This window comes from Acetobacter persici (assembly GCF_018256955.1).
Classification (GTDB): Bacteria; Pseudomonadota; Alphaproteobacteria; order Acetobacterales; family Acetobacteraceae; genus Acetobacter; species Acetobacter persici.
In genome coordinates this window covers 78,151-101,267 of the sequence record NZ_JAERKU010000009.1, presented here as the reverse complement: position 1 = coordinate 101,267, position 23,117 = coordinate 78,151, and the positions used below count along the sequence as shown (strand labels likewise).

Genomic DNA, 23,117 nt, shown 5'->3' with positions numbered 1-23,117 from the left:
GCTGGAGTTTCTATCCACGCCCCCGCACGGGAGGCGACTGGATGCGTTCCGTATCCTGCGCGAGAAGATAAAAGTTTCTATCCACGCCCCCGCACGGGAGGCGACCTATGCCGGAGACAAGGTCCGGGTGCTCTTTGATGTTTCTATCCACGCCCCCGCACGGGAGGCGACCGACGGCTGCCGTTGCTGACATTCAGAGCCAGCAGTTTCTATCCACGCCCCCGCACGGGAGGCGACTTGGGCAATCAACAGCCCCCAAGGTCGTGCAGGAGTTTCTATCCACGCCCCCGCACGGGAGGCGACCGCGTGAGCATATCACCTGACGCTCACAAGAAAAATCGGGGGCTTTGCGCGAACCTGATACTCAGGCGGCTTTTCGCGCTGTCCGATCTCGGGGTGTGAAAATTTTTCTATTCCAAAACAACCATTTAAGCCGTCCGCGATCCTCCCCGGTTTTTTACAACCGATAGAAGTTCGCGCAGACGCCTCTTTAGGGTGAACTCCCTCTGCGCCATCATCCGTCAGAAGGATGATGGCACCCAGTCATAGGAAAGCTCTTTATCTCCCAGCTTTCCTGAACCCTCCTGACGCGGCCAGTTTAACCCGCATCTGGCGTATGCGGGGAGACCTGCCTTGCCAGCGCGCCGAGGGATGCAATCTGGCGTGTGAGGTAGGCACGGGTTGGCTCGTCTGTCAGGTGCAAATTCTCTGCGTCAAACTTGCTCATGGCCTGCCCGATCATCACCTCCGGCTTGTTCAGCACAAATGCGTCCAGAAACACCAGAGTTTGCCGCAGGTGGTACTGTGCCCGCGCCCCGCCAATCGCACCGGGAGAAACAGTCTGCAACGCCACCGGCTTGCCTGCCAGTGGCTGAGGAGCCACGCGGGAGAGCCAGTCCAGCGCATTTTTCAGCACACCGGGGATAGAGTAATTATACTCAGGCGTTACAATAATCAGCCCGTCCGCCGCCCGGATCTGCTCCGCCATGGCCAGCACAGGTGCCGGAAAACCCTGCTCCTGCACATCCTGATCATAATGCGGGAAATCTCCGACTGACCCCAGATGCGTGATGGTTATTCCCTCCGGGGCCAGTTCCGGCAGGGTCCGGGCGACAATCGCATTCAGGGACCCTTTTCGCAGGCTGCCCAGCAGGGTGACGAAGTGAAGAGGCTTAGTCTGAGACATGGATTTTCTCCTGTTGTTCGTTTGCAGACAGGTCAGGCGTGAATGCCGCCAAACCGTCCGTTATTGAAATCTTCAATCGCCTGCCGGATTTCATCCTGCGTGTTCATGACAAAGGGTCCGTATCCCGCAATCGGCTCGTTCAGCGGTTCTCCCGTCAGCACCAGAAAGCTGCTTTCTCTGGCGGCCTGTACCGTCACCGTCGCGCCCTCATGGTCTAGTAACGCAAACTGAGCAGCACCGAGTTCCTGCGTCCCGTTTAAAATCAGCCGCCCTTCCAGAGAGACAATGGCCGCGTTGTGTCCTGCAGGCACGCTCAGCCTCACCTGCGCTCCTTCATGCAGCACCCCATCCCACACGTTCAGCGGCGAGAAAATGCGGGCCGGACCACGGGCCCCGTCATATTCTCCTGCAATCACCCGCAGATGCCCGGCGTTATCCGGCAAGGCCACGGTCGGGATCTGGTTTGCTAGCAAGGTCTGGTACCCCGCCGGAACCGTTTTATCTTTTGCGGGCAGATTGACCCACAACTGGACCATCCGAAAATTTCCGCCGGTTTTCGCGTAAGCCGGAGAATGAAATTCTTCATGCTGAATGCCGTTCCCTGCTGTCATCCACTGTACATCACCCGGCCCGATAATACCGCCCCCGCCCGAGGAATCCCGGTGTTCAACCTCGCCGTCATAGACGATGGTCACCGTCTCAAACCCTTTATGCGGATGTTCACCAACACCCCGCCGCGCGTCGGTGGGTTCAAAAGCGTGCGGTCCGGCATAATCCATCAGCAGAAACGGGCTGAGATGCTTGCCAAACTGGGTGTAGGAAAACAGGGAGCGGACAGGAAACCCGTCCCCCACCCAGTGGCCCCGGTCATTGCCGTAAGTGCCAAGAATTTTCTTCTGCATGGTCTTATCCTTTTTCAAAGGCCTGAAGCCTGTGCCTCTTTGCTTGATAAGAACTATGGGTTTCCCCTATTGTCGCAGGAAGAGCGCAGGATCGAACAATGCGTTCTACAGGCAGGACGATGAGAGACCTCAACGACTTTGAATATTTTGCACAGGTCGTCAAACATGGCGGGTTTTCTGCGGCTGCGCGGGCAACCGGCCTCCAGAAATCCCTCCTCAGCCGCCGCGTCCGCCTGCTGGAAGACCGGCTGCACACGCGCCTTATCCAGCGTTCCTCCCGCCATTTCAGCGTCACGGAAACCGGGCACCGGTTTTATGAGCATTGTCAGGCCATGCTGGCGGCGGCGGATGCTGCGGAACACTCCGTCGCCCGTCTTCAGGCTGAACCCTGCGGGCAGATCCGGCTGAGTTGCCCGGTTGCCCTGCTCACCTTTCAGTTTGGTGCCCTGCTGGCCCGCTTTATGCTGCTCTACCCCGCCGTCACCCTGCAACTGGAAAGCACCAACCGGCAGGTTGATGTTTTAAAGGAAGGGTTTGACCTCGCCATTCGTGTGCGCTTCCCACCCCTTGCCCCCTCGGACCTCGTGATGCGCACGCTGGACACCAGCACCCAGTGCCTTGTTGCGGCCCCCTCTCTGGTGCCGCAACCGCTGACCTCCCCGGCGGATCTCAACGGCCTGCCCAGTCTGGACTTCAAAACCCATCCCGGCACCCACTCATGGCTGCTGGAAAACCAGCAGGGGCAGACAGCCACCGTGTTTCATGAACCCCGTCTGGCAACGGATGATATGGCTGTTCTGCGGGAAACCGCGCTGATCGGCGGCGGTATTGTGCAACTTCCCACCATGATGATCTGGCAGGATATTGAGGCAGGCCGCCTTGTGCAGGTTCTGCCCGGCTGGCACCCGCGCGCAGGGATTATTCATGCCGTTTTTCCGTCCCGGCGCGGGCTTGTGCCCGCCGTCCGGGCTCTTCTCGACTTTCTGGCGCAGGAATGTGCTACGCAACGCGGGTTTGCAGCGGAAGCGTTTAAAGCGCCCCCTTTCCAACGGAGCCCTTCATGACAGAACAGGACACCTCAATGCATCGCCTCATGCGTAAGCCGGGGGCAGACAATGCCCGTGTGATGAACGAGGAACTGTTTTTTGATCTGGTTTACGTGTTCCTCGTGACACAGATCAGTCATGGCCTCCTGCACCATCTGACAGTTCTTGGCGGCGTGCAGACCCTCATCCTGTGGTTCGCGGCATGGCTGGGGTGGCAATATACCGGCTGGGTGACAAACTGGTTTGACCCGCGCGTGCCCGCCCTGCGCGGGGTGCTGTTTCTCACCATGGCGCTCGCCCTTGTCTGTGGTGCGGCAGCGCCAGAAGCCTTTGGCCCGCGGGGGCTGGCCTTTGCGGTCTGCTACGCGGCCATGCAGGTCGGGCGGTCGGCCTTTATCGTCTTCAGCCTGCCGGCCACACACCCGCTTGCTCCAAACTACCGCCGTATTCTGGGCTGGGGTGTTATTGCCGCGTGTTTCTGGATTGCAGGCGGCCTTGCAACACCGGAGGCACGTGTTCCGTTATGGGCCGCCGGGGTGGTGTGTGAATATCTCTCCCCCATGTTCGGCTTCTGGCTGCCGGGGCTGGGCCGGTCTCACACATCGGACTGGACAATCTCGGGCAAGCATATTGTGGAACGCTGCCAGTTGTTTGTGATTGTCGCTCTTGGGGAAACCATCATGGCATCCGGCCTTTCCCTTGCGGAAAGCGCGCACTGGTCATGGATTGAACTGGGCGGATTTGGCACCAGCTTTCTCTGCACGCTGGCCATGTGGTGGCTGTATTTTGAAACCTCCAGTGAGGAAGCGGAACACGCCATAAGCAGCTCGCCCGATCCGGGCCGGATGGGGGCTTATTTCCACTATCTGCATGTTATTCTGATCGCCGGAATTATCGTCACCGCCGTCGCGATGGATCTCCTGCTGGAAAACCCGGTAGAAGAAGCGCGCGGTGCCCCGGCTCTGGTCATGACGCTCGGCCCGGCACTCTACCTGCTGGCCAGCACCGCATATCGCTGGGTCGCCACGCGGCGGCTGGCCAGCAGCCAGATTATCGGTGTGGCGCTCCTTCTTCTGGTCGGCTTTGCCGGGCAGGCACTTCCATTATGGGAACTGGCGCTCTGTGAGACAGCCCTCTTCCTGATCATCAGCCTTGCCGGGTCACGGAAGAGCGCACGGCATGGAGTCCATTCCGGGGCCTCCTGACAGAGGCCTCACAGTTATAGTCAGACCTTCAGAGTGGGGTGTGTTCTGTTGAGTCACACCGCAGCCACATCTGTCAGCAGCAACTCGGCCTGCTCCAGCGCCATGACTGTCAGGGTGGTTACCCCCTGCGCGGCAACGGCATCGCCCGCTTTCAAAACAGCCTCTTGCACCCGCACCACGCCGGATACCACCACCAGATACAGATCACGGGCAGGGCTGGTGCGATAGGCCGCCCCCTCACCCGCCGGTATGGCCGCGTGCAAAAGGCGAGCCCCGGCACTCAGCGCCACAGGCGCGCCATCGGTCACGGTTTCACTCTCTTCCGGATCATCCTCCGGAAAGCCGGAGGCGAGAATTCTGAACCCGCCGTCTTCCGTTTGCGAAAAACCCGCGCGGCTTTCCTGCCGGGGCATACCTGCTTCCGTATCAGGCAAAAACCAGAACTGAAGAAAAGACGCGCCCTCCGTCCCCGCCTGCCATGTCAGCATCTGGCAGCCTGACCCGGCGCTGATCAGATGCAGCCCTTCAGCCTGAAGGCTCTCCGGCGCAAAATCATCCACCTGCGCTGTCAGGCTCCCGGCCTGCATCCATGTCAGAATATCAACCTCTGCTTCCGGCCCCAGAGAATATGTCCCGAAAGGAGAGAGCGCCCCAAGATTGAGAGCCCGCAGGCGCCCTTCATGCTGATATGCCGGGTCCCGATACGTCGCAAATGCAAAATGGCAACGCAGAGCAAGGCTATCTGATCGCACTAAACCGAGGCGGTCCGCCCGTCTGACAGTGATCATCCTCCCCCCCCCTCAGGCCGGTGTTCTGGCCACAGGCTGTGCCGGGTAAACCGCCTGCCACCCGCCGCCAACAGCCCGATAGAGATGCGTCACAGAGCCCGCCACCTGCGCCGTCGCCACTGCCAGCGCGCTTTGAGACGCAAGGAGCGCATTCTGCAAGGTCAGCACATTCAGGAAGTCTGATGCTCCCTGCACATACTGTGCCCTGGCGGTTTCTACCGCAATCTCGTTCTCATGCACCGCCTCGGCCAGTTCGTCCCGCCGGCTCTGGGCTGCGGTAAAGTCCGCCATGGCATCATCTATTTCCTGCCAGGCCTTCAGCACCGTGCGCTGGAAAAGAGTTGCGGCTTCCTTCTGCTGGGCCTTGCGCAGGTGCAACTGGCCTGTCAGACGGCCACCTTCAAACAGGGGCAAAGTGGCCGTCGGGCCAAAGCCATACTGGCGGGAAGCCCATGACCCCAGCCCGCTGAACTGAAGCGCCTGAATATCCAGACTGCCCGAGAGCGTAACGCGCGGAAAGAAATCGGCAATCGCCACGCCAATGGCGGCTGTTGCCGCATGCAGACGGTCCGCAGCCATACGGATATCCGGCCTCTGCTCTGCAAGCTGAGACGGCAGGCCAGCAGGCACCAGCGCAGGCACGGAAGGAATACCGGCAGGCCTGCCCAGTTCAGCATCCAGCGCCCCCGGCTCCCGCGCGACCAGAAAACTCAGAGCATTCAGCAAATGGGTTTCCTGCGCCTTAAGCGGCGCAAGGCGGGAGGTAAAACTGTGCCACTGGCCCGTTGCCTCCGCCACATCCAGCCGCGTTGCCGCCCCTTGTTCAAACCGCAATCTCGTCAGCCGGACGCTGTCCCGCGCCACAGCAATATTATGCTCAAGAATCCCCACCTGCGTCTGGGTCGCCCGCAGGTCAATATAGTCCTGCGCCGTTTCCGCCATGAGTGAAACAAGCGTATTGCGCCGCATATCTTCGGTTTCCTGCGTGGCGGCGGTAGCCGCTTCCACCTGCCGCCGCACATGCCCCCAGAAATCCACCTCCCACGAGGCATTCATGCCGTATTGCGGCAGATTGAACGACGGATTGCCGACACTCCCGGGCAAAGCCGTAGGCCCAAACCCCGGCATGCCGGAGGCAATGGTGCCTGCCTGCTCACGCTCCATCGTGCCGAGCAACCCCAGAACGCCGTTGGTGCTGGCGCGCTCCCGCCCGTAGGACGCATTGGCCTCCACATGCGGCATCTGGGCCGCGCTGGCAATGCGCCGCTCCGCCTGACTTTGCATCAGGCGCAGGCTCGCCGCTTTCAGGTCCAGATTGGAGTCCGCGACCTCCTGCTCCAGCTTTGTCAGTGCAGGATCATGAAACAGCGTCCACCACTGCGGATCGGCCGAGGCTGTTGTGATTCGGCTGGCCGCCGGCGGCTGCGTCTGCCGCCATGTGGCCGGAGCCGTGACCTGCGGGGCGTGATACGTCGGCCCCACCGTGCACCCCGCGAGCGCCACAGTAGAAAGGCCTGCAAACAGGACGCGCTTCATGGCGTTACTGCCAGACATAGCGAGCATCATTGGCATGCGGCCCTTCCGGCTTTGAGGACGTATCAACGCTCACTTCCACAGACATCCCGACCCGCACTCTGGCCGCCAGCGGCTGGCCGGGGTCAAATGTCAGCTTGACTGGTACGCGCTGGACCACCTTGGTAAAATTGCCGGTGGCATTGTCTGGCTGGATGGGGGCGAAGGCCACCCCCGTAGCCGGAGCCAGTGAGTCCACATGCGCCTTCAAACGCTGACCGGGGAAGGTATCCACCCGGATTGTCGCCTGCTGCCCCGCCTGCACTTTTGTGAGCTGGGTTTCCTGAAAATTGGCCAGCACATAGGCCTCATGCACCGGCACAACCGCCAGAATACCTGTGCCCGGCTGCACGTAGTTGCCCACACGCACCCCACGTTCCCCAACAACGCCATCAACCGGCGCAGGAATGGTGCAATAAGACAGGTTGAGTTCCGCCTGTTTTTCATCCCCCTGCGCGCGCACCAGCAGACCCCGGGCACGCTCAAGCTGGCCTTTCAGCACCGCCACCTGCCGGATCGCCGCCTCCACTCCGGCCTGATCAAGGGCAATCGCGGCGTCCGCCTCTTTTTCATGCGCTTCGGAGGACTGCTTCTGCTCAATCGTCCCGGCCCCACCGGAGGACAGATTGCGGTATCGCACCGCATTCTGCCGGGCGAACATCAGGCGGGCCTGATCCGCCTGCACGGCTGCGCGCGCCTGCGCAATAACAGCGTCCTGCCGGGCCAGTTCGGCTTCAAGGTTGCTGACATCCCCCTGCGCGGCCTGCCTGTTCCCACGGGCCACGTCCAGCGCAGCCCTGTAATCCTCATCCTCAATATGGGCGAGTTCCTCTCCCGCACGGACCTGCTCGTTATCCTGCGCGCGCACGCGGTCAATACGCCCGGCAACTTTTGGAGCAACCGTCGGGAAATCCGCCGTGACATACGCATCATTGGTATACTGGTTGACGCCATCACCATTCACCAGTCGTGTTCCGCCCCACGCAAGAATGGCAAGAACACCTGCTGCACAGCCTGCATAGAGCAGAGGTTTTTTATAAATCATGGTCAGAGTTCCGAATTAACGAGCAGGAGTGTTGGGGGACGGCGCACGAGGCGGATAGACGCGGTGCGGCAGCAGCAGATTCATCACCGCGTAGCCAAGACAAACGCAGACCAGCACGGCGTAAATATCGTTCAGCGCCAGCACGAGAGACTGCTCATGCACATAGGTATGAAAAACTTGCAGGCTGTTCCGGGCCACATGCCCCGCATCGGGCGATGTGCCGGAAAGCTGGTGCGCAATGGGGTTGCCCATCCCCTGCAAAGCCAGCGCGTGTGTGCCGTGGTGGTCCAGCAGCATAGTGGAATGGTACTGCTCCCGCCTGCGGCTGAGCGCGGCAAACAGGGCATACGCCACGGCATTGGCCAGCCCCTTGAGCATATTCACCATGCCGGAAATAAACGGGCCGTCTGCTGGCCCCATCGCCATGGTCGCAAGCATCAGGGTTGGAATAACAGTCATTGGCTGACCAAAGACCTGAAGGATCTGGAGCGGATAGAAATTGTCGCGCACCCAGTCCACCGTCAGCCATGTGCCAAGCCAGGCCGATGCCGCAAGGCAGAGCATGCCCCCGGCCAGCACAAACCGGCAGTCGACCTTGCGGCTGTTACACAGGGCGGCAATCAGCGGCAGCATGATAAGCTGCGGCAGGGCAACCACCAGTGAGACCGGCGCCGCCTGCACAGGCCGGTAGCCCCGCACGGCCTCCAGATAGGTGGCAGGAATTTCCGCCATGATGGAGCAGATCGCCAGAATACCCACAAGTGAGAGCAATGCCGCCTGAATATTGCGGGACCGCCAGTACTGGATGCGGAAATACGGGCTGGGGTGAAAGGCCTCGTTAATGACAAACACAATAAAGGCCGCCATGCCCCAAAAGGTCAGGCTGGTGATCAGAGGGGAACGGAACCAGTCCAGCCGGTCCCCCTGATACAGCACGGTTACGAGCGAACAGATGGCAGGCAGGCCCACACTCAGCCCCAGCCAGTTGAACTTTTCAAACCGTTCAAAATGCATCGGGTCACGCGGCAGGCCATACGCCATCATCCCCACGGCAATGGCGGCAAGCGGAATAATTTCCCAATACAGCCAGTGCCAGCCCACCGCTTCAAACCAGAAAGCCTCCAGCGGCAGGCCGAGGTTGGGGCCAAAGGTTGCACTCATGGCATAGCCGCCAATGCCGAACACACGGAGTGGCGGCGGCAGATATTTGAGCATGACCGTCATCAGCACGGGCGGCAGGCAGCCCCCTGCCAGCCCCTGAAAGGCCCGCAGAATGCACAGGGATGTCACGTCCGGCATGAAAGGGGCCGGAATGGAGAGCAGCGCCATGACAACGGTCATGAAAATAGAAAACCGGTAGATTGAAAACGTCATGTAAAACCACGGCGTAAACGCCATAGCGGCAATATTGAATGCCTCGTAAACCGAGATCAGCCAGCTTCCCTCATCGTGCCCGATATGCATCGCGCCCCGAATATCGGAGAAGCCAATTTCGGTCACATGCTCATTAAAGCCCGCAACATGCACAGCCAGCAGCATGCCCAGACAGCCAATAACAGTCCGCAGACCAAAAGGCGGGATATAGGATGGCAGCGGGGGCGAGGCGTGGATAACGGGCGCACCCGCAGCCTGAGGTGGGACTATGGTCTTCATGAGCACCAATCATCCTGAGCCTCCGGCGACCGACAACCCTCATTAATGGAAAGCGACGACTTCGATTTCCGGAAGAATAAAATCTGGTCAATGCGCCAGACAAAATCTATTTCTGGAACGATGAAAGGGTATGATCTCGACCTGCTCCGCTCCCTTCAGGTGCTGACTGAAGAGGAAAGCGTCTCCCGTGCGGCCCGCCGCATGAAGATGAGTGAACCGGCCATGAGCCGCCAGCTGGCCAAGCTCCGCAGGGCCTTTGCAGACCCTATTCTGGTGCAGGCCGGGCGGCGGATGCTCCCGTCGGCCTTTGCCTCCGGTATTCTTAGTCAGGTGCAGGATCTGGTCCGTCAGGCGGACAGCCTGCTCGCCACACGCGCCCTTGCCAATCTTGCCAGCATGGCCCCGACTTTTACCATCCGCGCGAATGATCTGGTCATTGCTGCTCTCGCCCTGCCGCTGCTGGAAGCCCTCAAGCAGGAGTGCCCGCGCTGCGAGGTGATCTGGGCACCGGAGCTGGACGCGGCTGCGTCAGACCCGCTGCGGGATGGCGGTGTTGACCTCTATATCGGCGCAACGGACCTGATGAAGCCTGAAATCCGCCGCCAGACGGTCCTGCGGGACCATATGCGCGGGCTTGTGCGCAAAGGGCACCCCATTCTGGCTGCCCCTGTCACACCGGAGAGTCTGGTGCTTTATGATTATATCAGCGTGTCGCGCCGGGGCCGGGCGCGCGGCCCGATCGACTGGATGCTGCAAAACCAGTATGGCCTGACCCGCCGTATTGCCATGGTCGTCCCCAACTATCACTGCATGATTGAAAGTATGAAAGGGACGGACCTGATCCTGCCCCTGCCGGGGCTTGTTATCAATCATATTTCTCAGGACGCTCTGGGGCTGACCTCTTTTGAATTCCCGTTCTCCCTACCAAGCATTGAAGCCTTTCAGGCGTGGCACCCCCGGCGGGATACAGACCCGGTGCATCGCTGGCTGCGGGAAACACTTTTCCGGGTTTCGCGAAAGGTTTTTGAAAACGTCGCTGTGTGAGGAACCAATGGCCGGAAACAGACTGCTATTTTTTTCTGGCAAACATGGCCGTGGCCATATCCAGCACTTTTTCCCTGTAGGCCGCACTAAGGGTTGCCGTGTGGGAATGATAATAGCCAATAGCCCGTATCACATCGCCATGCGCTTCATTAATGTACGTTCTCATAATCAGGGCTGAGGCTTCCACATTAAAACAGGGGTCCGAGACCAGACGCTGCGCCGTCTGTGGCACCGGAAGATGCTTTACATCCGCAAGCGGGCGCACCCAGCGCGTGTTAATCTGCATTAGCCCTAAATCCGCCGAGCCATCTCCATTCGGATGCACCATGCCGGTTGCACCCCCTTCCACTTTCTGAATGACGGGCAGAACGCGCGGGGGAATGTGATAGTGGGTGGCGCTGGCAATCATACAGGCGAGAAGTGAAACAGGCATTGTCGTCCTGATTAAAGCGGATGCGTCTGCATCATGTGACGTCCCTCGCCCCCAAGAAAGCACGCCCTGAGAACCGTCCCTCCCCTAGTCAATCCGTCCGGCTTTTTCAAGGCAGCCGGGGGGGACATCTGCATCCGGGCCGCAACCTGATCAGGACAGATATTTTGATCGACCCTGCCGCCATTTGTTGCAATAGTGCAGCAAATAGCATGGACTGGTTGATATGAACGCTCTGATACTGGCGCAGGGAACATTATGGGGCATCCTGCTGCTGACAGCAGCGGTCTCCCTGCTACTGCTCAGGCAGATTAAAGCTCTTTATCGCAAGATTGCACCCCTTGGTGCTCTGGCCCCCGTCAGCCCGGCAACTAACACGCTGCCCCCTCAGCACCTGTCCACGATGGACGGTCAGAGTGTCACCATCGGTGGATACCATCAGAACGGCAGACAGACGCTGCTGTTATTTGTATCCGGCTCCTGCCCTGTCTCGCAAAAAATGATTTCTATCACACGTGATTTCTGCGGGCGGGAAAATCTGGATCTGCTGTTTTGCGGGGATGATACCCCACAGGCGCAGCAGGCCGCCCTTCTCACTCTGGGCCTGACACAAAGCGAGATGGTCAATTCCGCCACGCTGGGCCGCCTGCTGGGTGTGGACCGTGTTCCGTTTGCCGTGCTGCTTGCCCCGGATGGCGCGGTGGAAGCCCGCGGGCTGGTCAATAACCGGGAACATCTGGAAAGCCTGCTGAGCGTGCGGGCAACAGGCTACAGCTCCATCCAGTCTTTTCTGGATGCCAATCCGCGCGCGCTTTCAGCCTCTTAACGGGGGCATTGCGCCGCCGCGCGGGCCAGAACCTCAGCCCGCAACGCCAGCAGGTCAGTCGAGGCTATGGGCTGCGCACGCGCGATATGGATTTCTGCAGCCGTAAACGGCTTTGTGCCCGCTGGTGTGCTGGCTCCGCCCAGACGAAACAGCACAAAATTCATAACATCCGCCAGTTCCTGATCATCCCGGATCAGGGACATGGAAACACCGGGAACCCGCCCGATATACGCGCGCCCCTCTGCCGAGCAGAGAAAGGTGCCCACATGGTCCCGCAGCACCGGCACAAACGTGCGGGCAGAAACGCCCTCAATCCCGTGGCAGCCGCCACAATGTGTCAGATAATTGGTGGTTGCGTGGTCCAGCACCGCGGCCCGTGTGGAAAGCGGTGCCCCGACACCGGCGAGAAGCGCGAACACCGCCCCTGCCAGAAGCCAGACGGCTCTGGCAGGGGAACGCATGGCGCGTGGCGTCATACAGAACCCTGCCGCCTTACGGGATAGGGTGTGCGGCATTCAGGGCGCTCCGTTCAGCCTGAACTTCCGGCCCCTTCTTGGGGGTTGCGCGCGCTGCCTTGATATCATCCGCCGTGAGCGTCGGCGCAGGCTTGGTATCCCCCAGTGAGGCCACATAGCTCAGCACAGCCGCAATATCCTCGTCAGACAGCGCCTTGAGGGACGGCATGAAACCGGCATAAGACGCACCCCCCGCCTGAATGGGGCCATGCAGACCATTCAGCACAACGTCCGCCAGATATTTTTTGCCTTCCGGCGTGCTGGCAATTTTATCAATCCGGTTTTTCAGAACAGGAAACTGGCCCGGCATCCCTGCGCCGCCTGCCTGATGGCATACGGAACAGTTGGTGTTGTAAACTGTCAGACCATCGGCCGCATACGCGGAACCCGCCACAACCGGAGCGGCCAGAACAACGCCTGCCAGAAAACGTAAACCGTGCTTAATCATGATGCATTCCCAACAATAACAGAAGTAGAACAATTATAGATCAGTGCGCCCGTACCGAAACACCAGATAATATCATTATTGGCCTGAGGCCGATAGCTTGGCTGGTCACCTTCCGTGCCAACACACATGGGCTGGCTACAGGCATCCTGACCGCAACAGTCACGATACGCAACAAGGTAAGACTGCCCGTCACCCGGGTTAAAGCACGTGCCAATCCATGAGGTTGGTGAGGGACTTGTGCCCGGCGGGCAGCTATGCACCCCACCACCGCAAGAGGCACACAGAAAGCCATCAATCGCACAATAGCGCCAGTAATTACAGGCCGTAGGGTCTGTTGTCTGGGCGCTGGCGGCAAAAGGTGTGGGTGCCTTGAATTTGGGTTTTGCCGTCTGGGCGGCGGATGCGCGCTCGACCGGCAGCATCGGGATCAGCGCGCCAAACGTGGCCCACGCCCCGACCCGCCCCAGCAGACCGCGCCGGGAACTGTGCCCCGCCACGTGCCGGGTCAGGCGTTCAACCGTGCGGTCCAGCAGGCTCCGGACCGCACCATTGTGTTCAGCACGCCCCCCGGAACGCACAGGCATATCAGACTGCGACATGAGAGACCTCTTCTTTCAGGGCCGGACGTGCCTGCGGCAACGTGGCAACCAGAGCTTCAATTTCGCGGCGGCTGCCCGCAACATCCCGCGCCGTAATCACGCCACGGGGGTCAAGCACCACCAAGGTTGGCAGACGGCCAATCTGCATCAGCAAAAGCAGTTCCATACTCACCAGCAAAGGCACCCCCTCCAGCGGGGTCTGGCGCGCCATGGCGGAAAGGGCCGCCACATCCCCCTCGCCTATCAGCACCAGATCAAGACCATTCGCCTGCGCCACGGTCCGGGCGATGGGAAGGGCGCGTTTGCACACCGGGCAATCCGCAGAGACAAACATCAGCATCATGGCGCGGCCAGCCGCACTGGCTCCCCCGATTGCAACTGGAGCATCCGCCAGCGTGCGCGCTGTGACTTGCGGCAAAGCCTGCCCCGCCTGCAAACCGGAAAGAACCGGCTGCACGCCGATGGGGGCCAGACGCTCATGCAACACGCCAATCTGGCGGGCCAGCACAAACACACCAAGCGCCAGAGCCAGCGTAAAAAGTGTCAGGAGCACTGTGGAGACTGTAAGAATAATTAGCATCAGCCCACAACCTCCGCTCTGGTGAGAGATGCCGTGGCCATGCACAACAACAGGAGAGACACACCCATCAGCAAACCTTCAACACACAGCAGGCCAAAGTCTGGCTGGCCGCATAAACCCGTCAGAAAAACCAGCACCGCCAGCGCCACATTCCGCCAGACAGACGCCCAGGACAGGCGCACATCCACCCCCGGAATACAGCCGCAGGACAGATGCGTGCGGCCCCGCGCAACATTGACCCCCATGGCCACAGCAAAGACCAGCAAGAGTGCGGCAGACACCACCCCCGCAACAGCCGTCACCGCCCCCGAAAACAGCCAGAGACCAAGAAGCGTTTCCGTCACGATAATCGCATAGGCCGCGGGAAAGGCCGCATCCAGAGGCAGAAGGCGATAAGCTGCGATGTCAGATGCAAAGCGGGCGCTGTCTGTAGCTTTCCCAATGCCCGTGAAGAGAAACAGCGCGCCAAACGCCCCACTTCCCAACGCGCCGAGCATATGCAGCACAAGCGTCGGCACCCTTATTCGCCCAGTGCGATGGTAAAGTACAAATCATCACCCAGATGCTGCATTTTACGCAGTTGCTTTCCGGTCTTCATATCCCAGATCAACAGGTCTCCGGTGCTGTCATTGGTAAACAGCAGCGGCTTTTCGTCCTGCGTAACTCCCACCATGCTTGCAGGCACAGGCAGCTTGATGCGGCGCACCAGTTTATGAGTCGCTGTATCCAGCTCCCAGATTTCCGTTCCGGGCTTTTTATGAGTCCAGAACGTCCCCTCATGCATCAGCACGAACAGATGCCCGCTGGCATAATGCAAAGCAGATAACTGCCACCCGCCCGGACGCCATGTTTTTGCAAAAGGCGCTTCAGCAGCGGGTGCTTTTTTCAGGCCGGCCGCTTCCTGAATAGACCATGGGGCTTCCACTTTACTTTCGGCAGAGAGGCTGGTGGGGTACACAAGACCGCTGTAGGAAATAAACCATGTTTTGCCATCTGGCCGCCGGGTGGGGCTGTGCTCAAAAACAGCATCTTTTTCAGGATCAAAAAATGGCTTTGTGTGTGTCACGTCTGCTTTGCCAGCCTTCAGGCTGACATTGGCAAGGCCACCATCCGCACAGATTGACGTAAATCCGTCATTCCCCCAGGGGTAGGCCAGAGCACAACCGGGCAGATCCACCGTCTGACTTACCGTATGTGTGGCAGTCTCCACAACATGCACCGCGTTTGTTGGCACCATGGAAAAGACGTAAACCCGGCTGCCATCCTGACTGATGGCGAGATCATTTTTCTTGGGTGTCACGAGCGCCCTGCCGGGAAGAACTTCATCATTCGTAATGGTCAGGGTCTGTGGGTCATAGGCAGGCAAAAGGTCAAGACGGTCGCCCCGGTTGCCGCGTGACCACACCGTTTCCGCCACGTAAAAAGCCCGCCCTTTCGGGTCCTGCACAACATTCCCGTTATAGGCAGCCTGCACCATGCCCAGCAATTTGCCTTTATCCGCATCCACCACATAAATGCGGCCATCCTTGGCATGGGTGCCTGCCGTATCCTGCACCAGAATACGGTGAGGTGTGACCGGAGAGAGCTTGATAATATCGCTTTCTTCCTCCTGCACCACCGGCTCATCCGCCCGGGCTTTTCCCGGTGCTGCGGAAAAGGCGCCCAGCGCCACAAGGCCCAGTGCAAAGGCCGCGGTGCTGGCCCGGAGAGCTGTGGAATAGCGCATAAAATCAAACCCTTTGGCTGAGAAAGCGGATGGAAGCACAGCTGTGCCGCGCAGGAAAGACAAAAGCGGCATCAGAATTCCGCACTGACCGTGCCAAAAAATTCACGCACAGCACCGCGTTCCAGAGACTGATAATCTCCTGACATCGGGTTTCCGTTCTGCCCCATCATGGAAATATATTTCGAGTTAAACAGGTTGTAGACATTGAAATCGACTGACAGATTTTTCGCAAACCCAACCTTCCCGAAATTATACCGCCCCCCCGTGCTGGCCAGCCAGTACCCCGGCACAGACGTATCATTCACGTAGCTATAGTAGCGTTTGGAATAATAATGCACGTCAAAATGCGTTTCCAGCCCTTTCCAGCGATAAGACAGGTTGGCCTTATACATAAACTGCGGGAAATTGACGATTTTTTTGCCTTTTGTGTAGTAAACGCCATCAGAGGTGGAAATATTACCGCCATAGGTCGAGTGGTTGTAACTGACACTGTTATACAGGGCCAACCCTTTAATTGGCGTCAGCGTTACTGCGGCATCAACACCATTTGTATGCACGCTGGTTGGCACAACAGTGGAGACAGGAGCCAGAATAGTCCCCTCCGTTGCTGCCTGAAGGCGGTTTCTGGCATCCACATGATATCCGGCCAGACTGGCCTGTATCAGCTTATCCGTATACCGGTATCCAACGGCATAAACCCAGTCTTTTTCAGGGGAAACACCGTTCTGGAGTTTTTTGAACGCAGTCTGATCCTGCACGGACCATGGTGAATTTCCAACCCCGTTCGGCAGCACCTGATAGGTGCGCATATTTTCCGCAAGATCAAAATAGAACTCATGATTTTTCAAAAAATAATAACTTGCACCAACATGCGGCAAAAATGCGCTGGATGCCGTCATGGTGCCATTAGGCAGTGCATCCGCGCCGGTGTAATCGGGATTGTTGTAAGACGCCCCGCCCGCAGTGGTCGCCAGCATGGACTTGAAACCTGCCGTAACACGCAAATTTTCAATCGGCCGCCAGGTATCCTGCAAATGGAACGCGAAGTTGTTGGTTCTCCAGTTAAACCCGTATCCCTGCTGGAACGCTTTGCCATAGGTATCATACGGGCCAACAGTTTTAAGCGGAGCGCCCTGCCCCAATGTCGGCTCGTTATACCAGAATAATCCGGCTTCCTGATTGTTGTTTTCATACCAGACGCCAGCATCAAGACTATGATTAGCAATTTTATATAAAAAGCTTGTTGTAAACCCGTACCGCTCCTGCCGGTTCTGCCAGACCTCCTGAGAGAACGGGGCCTCCGTATCCGCCGAGGGGGTGGAGGTATCAGAATACGTATAATACCCGGTCTGGCTGGTGCCATACAGAGTGGAGCGCCAGCGCAGACGCTCCGTGAGAGCCAGATCAAAATTCAGGCCGCCGGTGTAATTAATCTCATGCTGGCCGCCATCATACAGGTAAGGAGAATCTCCGTTAGCCTCAATGGCGTCCGTGGTTGGAAGGGAAATGTTCCCTGCCACATAATTATAAGCTTTTGCGTAATTGGGGTACAGATGCGGCGTGCGCCAGCCCAGCCCGTCCAGCATTGCCAGAGATGTATCCCAATAATTCCATTCGGCTAGATCACTCCAGTTGAAAAACGCCTTCATGACGCTCTCATGCCCGATAGGCTGCACCAGCTTGGCGTCCACCTGCTGCTGGAACTGGGAGCCGCCGCCCGCCCACATCCCCTCGTCTGAACGGGAATAGGCCGTCATGAACTTGGTGCCGGTGCTGTTAAGCTTGCCACTGTCCAGCCGGGCATAGGTGCGGAAAGAACTGTAGCTGCCAAAGCCCTGAGAGACTTTGCCGCCAAGCTGGTCCTTCGGGTCTCCCGTTTCAAACTGCATTGTGCCGCCCAGTGTGGAGGTGGAAGGCACATTCACCCCACCCGGCCCTTCCGAGATGATGCTGCGATCAATATCGTCAGAAATAGCTGCCTGAATGATATTCAGGCCGTTATTGCTCTCATAGGTCTGGTCATTCAGCGGAATCCCATCCAGCGTGACGCCAAGCTGGTCCATAAAGAAGCCGCGCACGTAAATGCTGGCCCCCCAGAGGTCGATCCCCAGCGGGTCTGTTGAACTGAAACTGACCCCCGGCAGCCGGTCAGCCGCTTTCAGCACAGAGGTGCCGGGCGTAAACTGCTCCATCACCGCTTTGGAAACCACATTATCCGCCCCACGGGAGACACTCCGGTGAGAACTCACGTCCAGAGCCTCGCTCCCGCCCTGCACAGGACCATGATCCCGATGCCGGGCAACAGGAACCACCCTCCCCCCCGCAGGGGCACGAGAGGCAGCTGTCCTTTTATGCACGGAGGACCTGGCGCGGGGGATATGATGCGCCTGTGAAGCACCGGACGATGAGAGGGATGATGAAACCGGCGCAGGAGTATTGCCCGCGGCAGCTTTTGCAATATCCGCTGCAAGCAGCGCGGGCATTGTCAAAGCGGAAACCGACACGGCACATCGACGGGGCAGTTTACGGCGGGACGTCACCCTGTCTGCAGGGCTGGATTTTCTGCTCACGTCTGGTTCTTCCACATTTGAATGCCAGCAAAGGCGAGAATGAAAAACGCTTTTCCTTGCGCCACGGAGCATCTGCCTGCCCTCTCCCGCCGTGAGACTGGCCTTACACAGATACAAAACAGACGGGGCGCAGGGGGCTCCTTACAGACCCCGCAAAAACGTTTCACTGATGTTATGATATGGAGAACAATACTACATCGCAACAGTTTTATACGTTTTTTCTATGCCCGCAGCCTTCACCCGCGCAGCGGGCTATGTGTTCAGCATCAAAAACACTTTAAACAGCGACATTCCGGGGCGATCAGCGTTCGCTTTTTCAAACCCGCCTCTTGCCAGCCGCCCTGTTTCTTCATTACGATTAAAAAATGTCATCAGAGAACAAGGCTGACATTATGGATGTTGGCGGCACACTTTATGCTCTACGCACACAACGCGGCCTGTCCCAGCGTGAACTGGCACGGCGGTGCGGGGTGGCCAATGGCACGATATCGCTGATTGAATCCAACGCCATCAACCCGTCAGTCGGGTTGCTCCGGCAGATTGTTCATGCCCTGCCCATGAATTTGTCAGAGTTTTTTGCATTTGAGCAGCAGGATGAACGCAGACTGTTCTACCGCGCGCATGAACTGCGGGAAATCGGCGGCAAAGGGATTTCCTACCGCCAGATCGGGACAAATCTGAACGGCCGCGCCCTGCAAATCCTGAATGAAGTCTACGCGCCGCGCACCGATACCGGCAAAGCCATGCTGCAACATACCGGGGAAGAAGGCGGCGTGGTCATCAGCGGGGAGATTGAAATTACCGTTGCTGAGCAGCGGACCCTTCTCGGCCCCGGAGATGCCTATTACTTTGACAGCCACCTGCCGCATCGCTTCCGCAATATCGGCAAGGAACCCTGCCACATCGTCAGTGCGGCAACGCCTCCTAGTTTTTAAAGGCAGAAGCTTTAATAGCTGTCTGTGTGTTGCCAAAATGGGCCGTCACATAGGCCGTAATGGCCGCCAGTTCTTCCGCCGTATAGGCCTTTGAAAAGCCGGGCATAAAAACGCGCCCCTGCGCTGTTTCCAGCGCTGTGCCCGTGCGTAAAACCTGCACCAGATTATCCCCCGCCGGATCCGACACACTATGCGCTCCCCCCAGCGCAGCCCACGCCGACTGCCGCCCCTGACCGTCTGGCAGATGGCACCCGGCACAGGCCTGAGCAAACAGCCCCTCCCCGCGCCGCGCAACAGCATTCAGCGCACCGGCATCCCCGGAAGGCATCGGGTGCGCAACCGGTCCTTCCGCAATGGGGGGCAGACTGCGCAGATATGTCACCATGGCGGCAATGTCTTCCTGCGTCATATAACGCAGGCCATGCTCAACGGCTTCCGCCATTGGCCCTGACGCTGGTCCTTTTCCGCTGGCAACGCCCGTCGAGAGATAGGACGCAAGCTGGTCTTCCGACCAGTTCCCCAGACCATGCTGCCTGTCCGATGTCAGATTATAGGCCCTCCAGCCCATCTGCATCGCACCCGCATAGGCTTTGCGACTCAGCCCATATGTCAGGGTTCTGGGCGTGTGGCACTGGCTGCAATGCCCCAGAGCTTCCGTCAGATAAGCCCCGCGGTTCCATGCACCGGACTGGGCCGGGTCTGGCTGAAACCGCTTGTCCGGATTGTTCAGCCAGTTCCAGAATATCAGCCCCCAGCGCTGATTAAAGGGAAAGCTGAGCTGGTTCTGCCGTGCCGGGGCCTGCTGAGGCTTCAAACTGAACAGATATGCCCGGATTGCCAGTGCATCAGCATCGCTCAGCAACGTGTAGGCCGTATAGGGCATAACGGGATAGAGATGTTTCCCGCCACGGCCCACGCCGTCCCGCAACATTCTGAGCCATTCAGTATCGGTATAATTTCCAATACCTGTCTGCTTATCCGGCGTAATGTTGACCGCAAAAACCGTGCCAAATGGCAGGGTAAACGGGCGGCCTCCCGTCAGACCAGCACCGTCCGGCGCGGTATGGCAGGCGGCACAGTCCGCGGCACGGAAAAGATACGCCCCACGCCTTACCTGCTCCGGCTGCTGGCTATCGGCTGACGCAGGAACACTCTCCGCCAGAGCCGCCGCACTGCACCAGATGGAAGACGCAAATCCCGTGGCATACAGCATATTTTTAAAAGAACGGAAGAGCGTCATACCTTGCCTCCTCCCATCTGTCTGGCGAACGGAATACGACGCAGACGCTTCCCGGTTGCTGCAAACAGGGCATTCGCCAGCACGGGAGCTGCCGCTACAGTGCCAACCTCACCAATTCCGCCAATTTCAGCGTCCGGGTCTGACACAAGATGCACCTGAATATCCGGGGCCTCATTCAGACGCATCATCCGGTAATTATGAAAATTTGTTTGCTCAACACGCCCATTTTTCAACGTGATTTCATTATAAAGCGCCATTGTCAGGCCAAAAATCAGGCCGCCCTGAATCTGCGCAACAATGCCGTCCGGGAACACCACCGGGCCGCAATCCACAGCGTTATGCGCCTGAATAAGCCTGATTTGCCCATCAGCCTCCACGGCAACCTCCAGCACCGTCGCCGCCCATGTCTGAAAAGAGTAATGGAGCGCAACCCCCATCCCGTGCCCCGGTGGAAGGCTCTTGCCCCAGCCAGACTGTTTTTCAACCTCATTCAGAACTTTCAGCGCACGCGGCTGGTGGGCTGCCAGCGTCTTGCGGAACGCCAGCGGGTCCTGCGCGGCCTGATGCGCAAGTTCGTCAATCATGCTTTCCACAACAAACACATTGTGCGTCGGGCCGACACCGCGCCACCAGAGCGTTGTAACCGCCGCGGGTTCATCCCGCACAAATTCAACCAGATGGTCAGGCAGGTTATAAGGTGTCTGGGTCGCGCCTTCCACGGCATCAGGGTCCAGCCCGCCCTGCATTCCTTCCGGATACCAGCGCGCCGTGACAGCAGACCCGGTTGTGCGATGATGCCAGCCGCTAATAGCACCGTCCTGCGTCAGGCCAGCAGAAACGCGGTCATAATAATATGGGCGGAACTGATCATGCGTGATGTCCTCCTTCCGTGTCCAGATCAGCTTGACCGGATAAGGCACCTGTTTTGCAAAACGGGCTGCCTGACCAATGGAATTTGAATCAAGCCTGCGCCCGAACCCGCCGCCAATCAGATGATTATGCACCGCTATTGTTTCAGGCTTCAAACCGGTAGCGTCTGCCACTTCCTGCCGCGCCCGACCGGGCACCTGCGTACCAACCCACACATCCGCTCCGTCCGGGCGAATATGCAAGGTTGTATTAATCGGCTCCAGCGCCGCATGCGCCAGAAAAGGCAGTTCATACACAGCGTCAATGCGCGTGTGCGCCTGCTTCAGGGCATACTCCGCGTTTCCGGCCTTCAGCGCCACAATGCCGGACTGGTCTGAGGCCGCTTTCATGCGGGCAATAATGTCACTGCTGGAGGTCGCGGCATTCGGGCCAAAGTCCCACTGCGGGGCTGCCGCATCCAGCCCTTTGATCGCGGCCCACATGTGTTCACCAATGACGGCAAGCGCATCCGGGAGCGTCACCACATCCACCACGCCCGGAACAGCAAGAGCGGCCGCACGGTCATACCCTGTCAGATGTCCGCCCTTAACCGGGCAGGCCATTATACGCCCGATCTTCATCCCCGGAACCTGCACATCTATCCCGAACTGCGCACTGCCGTTGGTTTTGGCTTTTGTGTCCAGCCTGCGGGGATTTGTGCCAATCACCGAAAAATCAGAAGGGGACTTGAGGACAATTTTTGCCGGAACAGGCTGACGCGCCGCAGCCTCCGCCAGAGCGCCATAGGACAGGCTCCGCCCGCTATCAGGATGGAAAACCTGCCCGTTCCGTGTCTGGCAGGCAGCTTCCGGCACACCCCAGATCTGCGCGGCTGCGGCCACCAGCATCATGCGTGCCGCGGCCCCGGCCTCCCGCAAGGGCACCCAGCTATCCCGCGTGGAGGATGACCCACCCGTCTCTTCCTCACCCGCCACGCTATCCACGTAAGCCGGATCAGCCGGTGCGGCTTCAACAGTCACCTGATCAAGCGTAACGCCCAGCTCCTCGGCCAGCAGCATGGAAATGCCGGTGTAAATCCCCTGCCCCATCTCCGCATAGCGCATGATAAACGTCACAACGCCCTGTGGCGTAATCCGGATAAATGCGTTTGGCCGGAAAACGACCCCTGTCGCGGTATCCTGCGCTCTCGCAGCCTGCAAAAGCGGCAGGCCGGGCAGAAAGGCGGACAGAAGCAGCCCGCCGCCCCCCTTAACCGCAGCACCCAGCAAAGCCCGGCGGGAGGCTGGCAGAAGGCCGCTCTGCGTTTCAGGGCGCTTATACCTCATCGGACGCAGCTTTATGAATGGCTTTACGGATACGCACATACGTCCCGCACCGGCAGATATTGCCAGCCATTGCTTCATCTATCTCGGCATCCGTCGGGTGCGGATTTTGCTGCAACAATGCGGTGGCCGCCATAATCTGCCCGGACTGGCAGTAGCCACACTGGATCACCTCTTCATCCAGCCAGGCCTGCTGCACCTTCGCCCCTGCCTGTGTGTGTTCAATCGCTTCAATGGTAAGAATATCGCGCCCGGCGGCCGCTGAAACTGTCAGCAGACACGCCCTGACAGGCTGCCCGTCAAGATGCACGGTGCACGCCCCGCACTGAGCAACCCCACAGCCATACTTAGTGCCGGTCAGCCCCAGAATATCCCGCAAAATCCAGAGGACGGGCATATCCGCTGGCACGTCCACTTCACGCGGAGTGCCGTTAACTTTGAGATCAAACCTCATACAAATCCGGCCTTACTGCGCTGACTGTTGCGTATCCGTAAGGTATGATACCCCAAAGCAGGCCAGCAGTTAAAGGCCAGTGAGGATGAATACGCCCCACCATCGTAATTTTACCCTGCCTGCTCCAGCGCAAACACGCGGAGGCTGCCCTCATGCAGCCC

The 23,117-nt window shown here is 58.9% G+C and carries 22 protein-coding genes and 1 CRISPR repeat array (1 of these 23 running past the window's edge); of the genes, 5 read left to right on the top strand and 17 right to left on the bottom strand.

Features of this window, described 5'->3' with window-relative positions; all coding sequences use genetic code 11:
- A CRISPR array of direct repeats spans positions 1 to 303; the repeat unit is 32 nt; unit sequence GTTTCTATCCACGCCCCCGCACGGGAGGCGAC; it reaches 996 nt to the left of the window's first position.
- A 295-nt stretch (positions 304 to 598) separates the two neighbouring features.
- Positions 599 to 1,186, bottom strand: coding sequence for an NADPH-dependent FMN reductase (locus JK199_RS11060; protein ID WP_212375917.1), 588 nt, complete (start codon positions 1,184 to 1,186; stop codon positions 599 to 601).
- A gap of 32 nt (positions 1,187 to 1,218) precedes the next feature.
- Complete coding sequence (locus JK199_RS11055) at positions 1,219 to 2,088, bottom strand: pirin family protein (RefSeq protein ID WP_212375915.1); 870 nt, start codon at positions 2,086 to 2,088, stop codon at positions 1,219 to 1,221.
- Between the two features lie 119 nt (positions 2,089 to 2,207).
- On the opposite strand from JK199_RS11055, the gene JK199_RS11050 reads away from it, so the two are divergent.
- A complete protein-coding gene (locus tag JK199_RS11050) occupies positions 2,208 to 3,152 on the top strand; it encodes a LysR substrate-binding domain-containing protein (protein WP_212375912.1) in 945 nt (314 codons plus the stop codon).
- On the top strand, positions 3,149 to 4,339 hold the full coding sequence (locus tag JK199_RS11045; RefSeq protein WP_212375908.1) for a low temperature requirement protein A: 1,191 nt from the start codon (positions 3,149 to 3,151) through the stop codon (positions 4,337 to 4,339). Before JK199_RS11050 ends, JK199_RS11045 begins: the two co-directional genes overlap by 4 nt.
- A gap of 53 nt (positions 4,340 to 4,392) precedes the next feature.
- Here the strand turns inward: JK199_RS11045 and JK199_RS11040 are convergent, their stop codons facing one another.
- From JK199_RS11040 to JK199_RS11025, 4 genes are read right to left on the bottom strand one after another with little or no spacing between them, the layout of a single operon-like run.
- The gene (locus JK199_RS11040) at positions 4,393 to 5,127 is read right to left on the bottom strand and encodes a pirin family protein (RefSeq protein WP_212375905.1); all 735 of its coding nucleotides are present in this window, start codon (positions 5,125 to 5,127) and stop codon (positions 4,393 to 4,395) included.
- Between the two features lie 12 nt (positions 5,128 to 5,139).
- Positions 5,140 to 6,663: an efflux transporter outer membrane subunit gene (locus JK199_RS11035; RefSeq protein WP_212375978.1), complete on the bottom strand. Its 1,524-nt coding sequence runs from the start codon at positions 6,661 to 6,663 to the stop codon at positions 5,140 to 5,142.
- A 4-nt stretch (positions 6,664 to 6,667) separates the two neighbouring features.
- A complete protein-coding gene (locus JK199_RS11030; RefSeq protein WP_212375902.1) occupies positions 6,668 to 7,744 on the bottom strand; it encodes an HlyD family secretion protein in 1,077 nt (358 codons plus the stop codon).
- A 15-nt stretch (positions 7,745 to 7,759) separates the two neighbouring features.
- Positions 7,760 to 9,397 carry an MFS transporter gene (locus JK199_RS11025; RefSeq protein ID WP_212375899.1) on the bottom strand — a complete coding sequence of 546 codons (1,638 nt, stop codon included), beginning with the start codon at positions 9,395 to 9,397 and terminating at the stop codon, positions 7,760 to 7,762.
- A gap of 120 nt (positions 9,398 to 9,517) precedes the next feature.
- Between JK199_RS11025 and JK199_RS11020 the strand changes: the two genes are divergently transcribed.
- Positions 9,518 to 10,441, top strand: coding sequence for a LysR family transcriptional regulator (locus JK199_RS11020; RefSeq protein ID WP_212375975.1), 924 nt, complete (start codon positions 9,518 to 9,520; stop codon positions 10,439 to 10,441).
- A gap of 25 nt (positions 10,442 to 10,466) precedes the next feature.
- Here the strand turns inward: JK199_RS11020 and JK199_RS11015 are convergent, their stop codons facing one another.
- Complete coding sequence (locus JK199_RS11015; protein WP_212355395.1) at positions 10,467 to 10,874, bottom strand: lytic transglycosylase domain-containing protein; 408 nt, start codon at positions 10,872 to 10,874, stop codon at positions 10,467 to 10,469.
- A 223-nt stretch (positions 10,875 to 11,097) separates the two neighbouring features.
- Between JK199_RS11015 and JK199_RS11010 the strand changes: the two genes are divergently transcribed.
- Entirely contained in the window at positions 11,098 to 11,697 is a 600-nt protein-coding gene (locus JK199_RS11010) for a thioredoxin domain-containing protein (protein ID WP_212375896.1), read from the top strand.
- Here JK199_RS11010 and JK199_RS11005 read toward each other — a convergent pair.
- The 7 genes from JK199_RS11005 to JK199_RS10975 are packed head-to-tail and all read right to left on the bottom strand — an operon-like array spanning position 11,694 to position 18,207.
- Complete coding sequence (locus JK199_RS11005) at positions 11,694 to 12,158, bottom strand: cystathionine beta-lyase (RefSeq protein ID WP_408742373.1); 465 nt, start codon at positions 12,156 to 12,158, stop codon at positions 11,694 to 11,696. The genes JK199_RS11010 and JK199_RS11005 overlap by 4 nt on opposite strands.
- Positions 12,159 to 12,189: 31 nt before the next feature.
- Positions 12,190 to 12,660: a c-type cytochrome gene (locus tag JK199_RS11000; protein ID WP_025828988.1), complete on the bottom strand. Its 471-nt coding sequence runs from the start codon at positions 12,658 to 12,660 to the stop codon at positions 12,190 to 12,192.
- Complete coding sequence (mauA, locus tag JK199_RS10995) at positions 12,657 to 13,244, bottom strand: methylamine dehydrogenase (amicyanin) small subunit (protein WP_244985100.1); 588 nt, start codon at positions 13,242 to 13,244, stop codon at positions 12,657 to 12,659. Before mauA ends, JK199_RS11000 begins: the two co-directional genes overlap by 4 nt.
- Position 13,245: 1 nt before the next feature.
- A complete protein-coding gene (locus JK199_RS10990) occupies positions 13,246 to 13,839 on the bottom strand; it encodes a redoxin family protein (RefSeq protein ID WP_086654724.1) in 594 nt (197 codons plus the stop codon).
- The gene (locus tag JK199_RS10985) at positions 13,839 to 14,357 is read right to left on the bottom strand and encodes a MauE/DoxX family redox-associated membrane protein (RefSeq protein ID WP_212375890.1); all 519 of its coding nucleotides are present in this window, start codon (positions 14,355 to 14,357) and stop codon (positions 13,839 to 13,841) included. Before JK199_RS10985 ends, JK199_RS10990 begins: the two co-directional genes overlap by 1 nt.
- A gap of 2 nt (positions 14,358 to 14,359) precedes the next feature.
- Positions 14,360 to 15,637, bottom strand: coding sequence for an amine dehydrogenase large subunit (locus JK199_RS10980; RefSeq protein WP_212375886.1), 1,278 nt, complete (start codon positions 15,635 to 15,637; stop codon positions 14,360 to 14,362).
- Positions 15,637 to 18,207, bottom strand: coding sequence for a TonB-dependent receptor (locus JK199_RS10975; RefSeq protein ID WP_456304280.1), 2,571 nt, complete (start codon positions 18,205 to 18,207; stop codon positions 15,637 to 15,639). The genes JK199_RS10980 and JK199_RS10975 overlap by 1 nt, the downstream gene beginning before the upstream one ends.
- A 293-nt stretch (positions 18,208 to 18,500) precedes the next feature.
- Between JK199_RS10975 and JK199_RS10970 the strand changes: the two genes are divergently transcribed.
- On the top strand, positions 18,501 to 19,070 hold the full coding sequence (locus tag JK199_RS10970) for a cupin domain-containing protein (RefSeq protein WP_415454966.1): 570 nt from the start codon (positions 18,501 to 18,503) through the stop codon (positions 19,068 to 19,070).
- On the opposite strand, the gene JK199_RS10965 is transcribed toward JK199_RS10970, so the two are convergent.
- The 3 genes from JK199_RS10965 to JK199_RS10955 are packed head-to-tail and all read right to left on the bottom strand — an operon-like array spanning position 19,060 to position 22,956.
- Positions 19,060 to 20,310: a cytochrome c gene (locus tag JK199_RS10965; protein WP_244985087.1), complete on the bottom strand. Its 1,251-nt coding sequence runs from the start codon at positions 20,308 to 20,310 to the stop codon at positions 19,060 to 19,062. The two genes, JK199_RS10970 and JK199_RS10965, sit on opposite strands and share 11 nt — an antisense overlap.
- Positions 20,307 to 22,505 carry a xanthine dehydrogenase family protein molybdopterin-binding subunit gene (locus JK199_RS10960; RefSeq protein ID WP_244985086.1) on the bottom strand — a complete coding sequence of 733 codons (2,199 nt, stop codon included), beginning with the start codon at positions 22,503 to 22,505 and terminating at the stop codon, positions 20,307 to 20,309. Before JK199_RS10960 ends, JK199_RS10965 begins: the two co-directional genes overlap by 4 nt.
- Positions 22,495 to 22,956: a (2Fe-2S)-binding protein gene (locus JK199_RS10955; RefSeq protein WP_212375880.1), complete on the bottom strand. Its 462-nt coding sequence runs from the start codon at positions 22,954 to 22,956 to the stop codon at positions 22,495 to 22,497. Before JK199_RS10955 ends, JK199_RS10960 begins: the two co-directional genes overlap by 11 nt.
- Positions 22,957 to 23,117 lie beyond the last annotated feature (161 nt).